General features: G+C 72.4%; 3 protein-coding genes. All 3 read right to left on the bottom strand.

The genetic code is table 11. The features are described from left to right. Positions 1 to 289 (bottom strand): maltokinase N-terminal cap-like domain-containing protein (locus HGA02_RS12245; protein WP_425483063.1); only part of this gene is annotated, 289 nt, incomplete at its 3' end. Further along, complete coding sequence (gene treS, locus HGA02_RS12250; RefSeq protein WP_246247727.1) at positions 286 to 2,061, bottom strand: maltose alpha-D-glucosyltransferase; 1,776 nt, start codon at positions 2,059 to 2,061, stop codon at positions 286 to 288. The genes HGA02_RS12245 and treS, both read right to left, overlap by 4 nt. Before the next feature lie 62 nt (positions 2,062 to 2,123). After that, a partial coding sequence (locus tag HGA02_RS12255; RefSeq protein WP_210728497.1) for an alpha-1,4-glucan--maltose-1-phosphate maltosyltransferase occupies positions 2,124 to 4,149 on the bottom strand: 2,026 nt, incomplete at its 5' end.

The following is a 4,149-nucleotide window of genomic DNA, read 5'->3' on the forward strand; positions in this document are numbered from 1 at the left end:
CGTCGACGTGGCCGACGACCTCCGTCGGGGCACCCGCCACGTCGGCGTCGTCGTCCCCGGTCGCCGCCGGCGCGAGGACCAGCAGCACCTGCAGGACCGCGTCGATCGAGCCCGCCTTCGCGCGGACCAGCAGCACGCGGACGTCGTCGGCGAGCGCGAGACCGCCGACCAGCGCGAGCTCCGCCTGCGTGCCCTTGGCGGGGAACCACCGGCGGCCCGGCAGCCAGTCGCGGACCGCGGCCAGCAGCGCGACGTCGAGGGCGTCGGGCGGCGTGACGACGAGCGTCATCGCGCCCCCGCACGGCCGCGACGGTCGCCCGCGTGCGCGTCACCGGGAGCGCCGGGGTCGTCGGACGGCGGGTCGAGCTCGAGCCAGTAGAAGTCGCGCGAGCCGAGCGTGAACAGCGCGGTGCCGTCGTCGCGCACGGCCGGGAAGGCCGCGCCGCCGAAGACGTCGCGCATGGTCCAGCCGACGCGGTCCGGCATGGTCACCGTCGCGGACCGGGCGGTCGACGCCATGTTCGCGACGACAAGGATCGTCTGGTCCTCGGTCTCGCGCAGGAACGTCAGGACCGACTCGTTGTCCGACGGGACGACCGTGAAGTCGCCCTTGCCGAGCGCCGGGTAGCGGCGGCGGACCGTGAGCATGCCCCGCACCCAGTGCAGCTGCGACGTCGGCTGCGCGAGCTGCGCCTCGACGTTCGTGTGGCTGTAGTGGTGCACCAGCGACTGGACCAGCGGCAGGTAGAGCTTGCCGGGGTCGGCCGTCGAGAAGCCCGCGTTGCGGTCGGGCGTCCACTGCATCGGCGTGCGCACGGCGTCGCGGTCCGGGAGCCAGATGTTGTCGCCCATGCCGATCTCGTCGCCGTAGTACAGGCAGGGGCTGCCCGGCAGCGAGAGCAGGAGCGCGTGCGCGAGCTCGATCTCCTTGCGCGAGTTGTCCAGCAGGGGAGCGAGCCGGCGGCGGATGCCGACGTTGGCGCGCATGCGCGAGTCCGGCGCGTACCAGCCGTACATCGACGCGCGCTCCTCGGTCGACACCATCTCGAGCGTCAGCTCGTCGTGGTTGCGCAGGAACGTCGACCACTGCGCGCCCTTCGGGATGGGCGGGGTGTCGGCCAGGATGTCGATGATCGGCGTCGCCCGCTGGTCGCGCAGCGAGTAGTAGATGCGCGGCATCACGGGGAAGTGGAAGCACATGTGGCACTCCGGCTCCTCCTCGGTGCCGAAGTAGTGCACGACGTCCTCGGGCCACTGGTTCGCCTCGGCCAGCATGATCCGGCCCGGGAACTCCTCGTCGATCATGCGGCGCACGTCGCGCAGGAACGCGTGCGTCTCCGGGAGGTTCTCGCAGTTCGTGCCCTCGGCCTCGAACAGGTAGGGCACCGCGTCCAGGCGGAACCCGTCGACGCCGATCCGCAGCCAGAACCGGGCGACGTCCATCATCGCCTCGACCACCCGCGGGTTCTCGAAGTTGAGGTCCGGCTGGTGGCTGAAGAACCGGTGCCAGAAGTACTGCCGGCGCACGGGGTCGAACGTCCAGTTCGACGTCTCGGTGTCGACGAAGATGATGCGCGCGTCCTGGTAGCGCGTGTTGTCGTCGCTCCACACGTAGAAGTCGCCGTACGGGCCCTCGGGGTCCGAGCGCGACGCCTGGAACCACGGGTGCTGGTCGCTCGTGTGGTTCATCACCAGGTCGATGACCAGCCGCATGCCGCGCGCGTGCGCCTCGGAGATGAGCTCCTGGAAGTCCGCGACCGTGCCGTACTGCGCGGCGATCGCCGTGTAGTCCGCCACGTCGTACCCGCCGTCGCGCAGCGGCGACGGGTAGAACGGCGGCAGCCAGAGGCAGTCGATGCCGAGCCACTGCAGGTAGTCCAGGCGGTCGATCAGGCCGCGCAGGTCGCCGCTGCCCTGGCCCGTCGCGTCCGAGAAGCAGCGCAGCATGACCTCGTAGAAGACCGCCGTCCGGTACCAGTCCGGGTCGTCCGACAGGCCCGGGCGCGCCTCGGACGCCGCCGGGACGGTCGGCTGCCGCTTCTGCGGCAGGGCGGTGAGCATGATCTGCCCCGTGTTCGGCGCGGGCTCGCGCAGGCGCACCTCGGGGACCGGCGGCAGCGTCGTCACGCCTCCTCCAGGTGGATCACGTGCGCGGGCCGCACGGCCGGGTCGAGGCGTACCCAGGGTTCGGCGCCCCACTCCCACGTCTCGCCGGTCAGGAGGTCGTGCGCGCGCAGCGGGCGGTCCGTCGGCAGGCCGAGGGACGCGAGGTCCAGCTGCACGACGCCCTCGCGCGCGTTCCAGGTGTCGAGGTTGACGATCGTGAGGACGGTGTCCGCGCGGCCCGTCGGGGAGTGCGCGGCGTCGAGGTGGCGCGAGTACGCGACGAGCGCGTCGTCCGTCGACGGGTGCACGACGAAGTTGCGCAGCTGCTGGAGCGCGGGATGGGCGCGGCGGATCGCGTTGAGGTTGCCGAGCAGCAGCGCGATGCCGAGCTCGTCCGCCGCCGCCCAGTCGCGCGGCTTGAGCTCGTACTTCTCGTTGTCGATCTGCTCGTCCACGCCCGGACGCGGCACGTCCTCGACGAGCTCGTAGCCCGAGTAGACGCCCCACGTCGGCGAGCCCGTCGCCGCGAGCACCGCGCGCACCGCGAAGCCACGGCCGCCCGTCGCCTGCAGGTACGGCGGGAGGATGTCGTGCGTCGTCGGCCAGAAGCTCGGCCGCATCCACGCGCCCTGCTCGCCCGAGACCTCCGCGAGGTACGTCTCGAGCTCCTCCTTGGTGTTCCGCCACGTGAAGTACGTGTACGACTGGTGGAACCCGATCTTCGCGAGCGTCTGCATCATCGCGGGGCGCGTGAAAGCCTCCGACAGGAAGATCACCTCGGGGTGGTCCTTGCGCACGTCCGCGAGCAGCCACGCCCAGAAGTCGAGCGGCTTGGTGTGCGGGTTGTCGACGCGGAACAGCGTGACGCCGTGGTCGATCCACACCTGCAGCACCCGGCGGACCTCGCGGTAGATGCCCGCGGGGTCGTTGTCGAAGTTCAGCGGGTAGATGTCCTGGTACTTCTTCGGCGGGTTCTCCGCGTACGCGATCGAGCCGTCCGCGCGCGTCGTGAACCACTCCGGGTGCTCCGTGACCCACGGGTGGTCCGGCGAGCACTGCAGCGCGACGTCGAGCGCGACCTCCAGGCCCAGCTCGCGCGCGCTCGCGACGAACGCGTCGAAGTCGTCGAACGTGCCGAGGCTCGGCTCGATCGCGTCGTGGCCGCCGTCGGGCGAGCCGATCGCGTACGGCGAGCCCGGGTCGCCCGGCTGCGCGTCGAGCGAGTTGTTGCGGCCCTTGCGGTACGTCGTGCCGATGGGGTGGATCGGCGTCAGGTACACGACGTCGAAGCCCATGCCCGCGATGCGCGGCAGGTCCTCCGCCGCCGTCCGCAGCGTGCCCGAGCGCCACTCGCCCGTGACCGGGTCCTGCGTCGCGCCGTGCGAGCGCGGGAAGATCTCGTACCACGCGCCGGCCAGCGCGAGCGGGCGCTCGACGCGCAGCGGGTACGCGCGCGACGACGTCACGAGCTCGCGGAACGGGTGCGCCGCGAGCGTGCCGCGCACGGCGTGCGACAGGCCCGCCGCGAGCCGGTCGGTCGGCGTGCGGGTCGTGTCGTGCAGCCCCGCAACCGCGTCGCGCAGGACCTGCGCGGACTCCTCGGGCAGCTCCGTCGACGGGCGTGCCGCGGCACGCTCCAGCAGGCGTGCACCCTCCGTCAGCATGAGCTCGACGTCGATGCCCGCCGCGACCTTGATCGTGGCGTCGTGCGCCCACGTCGCGAACGGGTCGGACCAGCCCTCGACGCGGAACGACCACTCGCCCGTGCGGTGCGGGACCAGGCGCGCCTCGAAGCGGTCGAGGCCGGGCGCGATGTCGACCATCGGGGCACGCGCGTGCTCGGCGCCGTCGGGGTCGACCAGGATCGCCGTCGCCGCGACCGCGTCGTGGCCCTCGCGGAACACCGTCGCGCGGATCGGCACGGCCTCGCCCACGGTCGCCTTCGCCGGGAAGCGGCCCTCCTCGGCGACGGGGGAGACGTCGACGACGGGGATGCGACCGATCGGGCCGTCGGGGGCGACCCACGGCTCCGACGCCGGAGCG

The sequence above is a fragment of the Cellulomonas septica genome (assembly GCF_012396155.1).
Taxonomy (GTDB): domain Bacteria; phylum Actinomycetota; class Actinomycetes; order Actinomycetales; family Cellulomonadaceae; genus Cellulomonas; species Cellulomonas septica.

What these genes read in the sequence shown, in the direction of transcription:
- treS (WP_246247727.1), bottom strand. Translation starts at nt 2,061, where the DNA reads ATGCTCACCGCCCTGCCGCAGAAGCGGCAGCCGACCGTCCCGGCGGCG.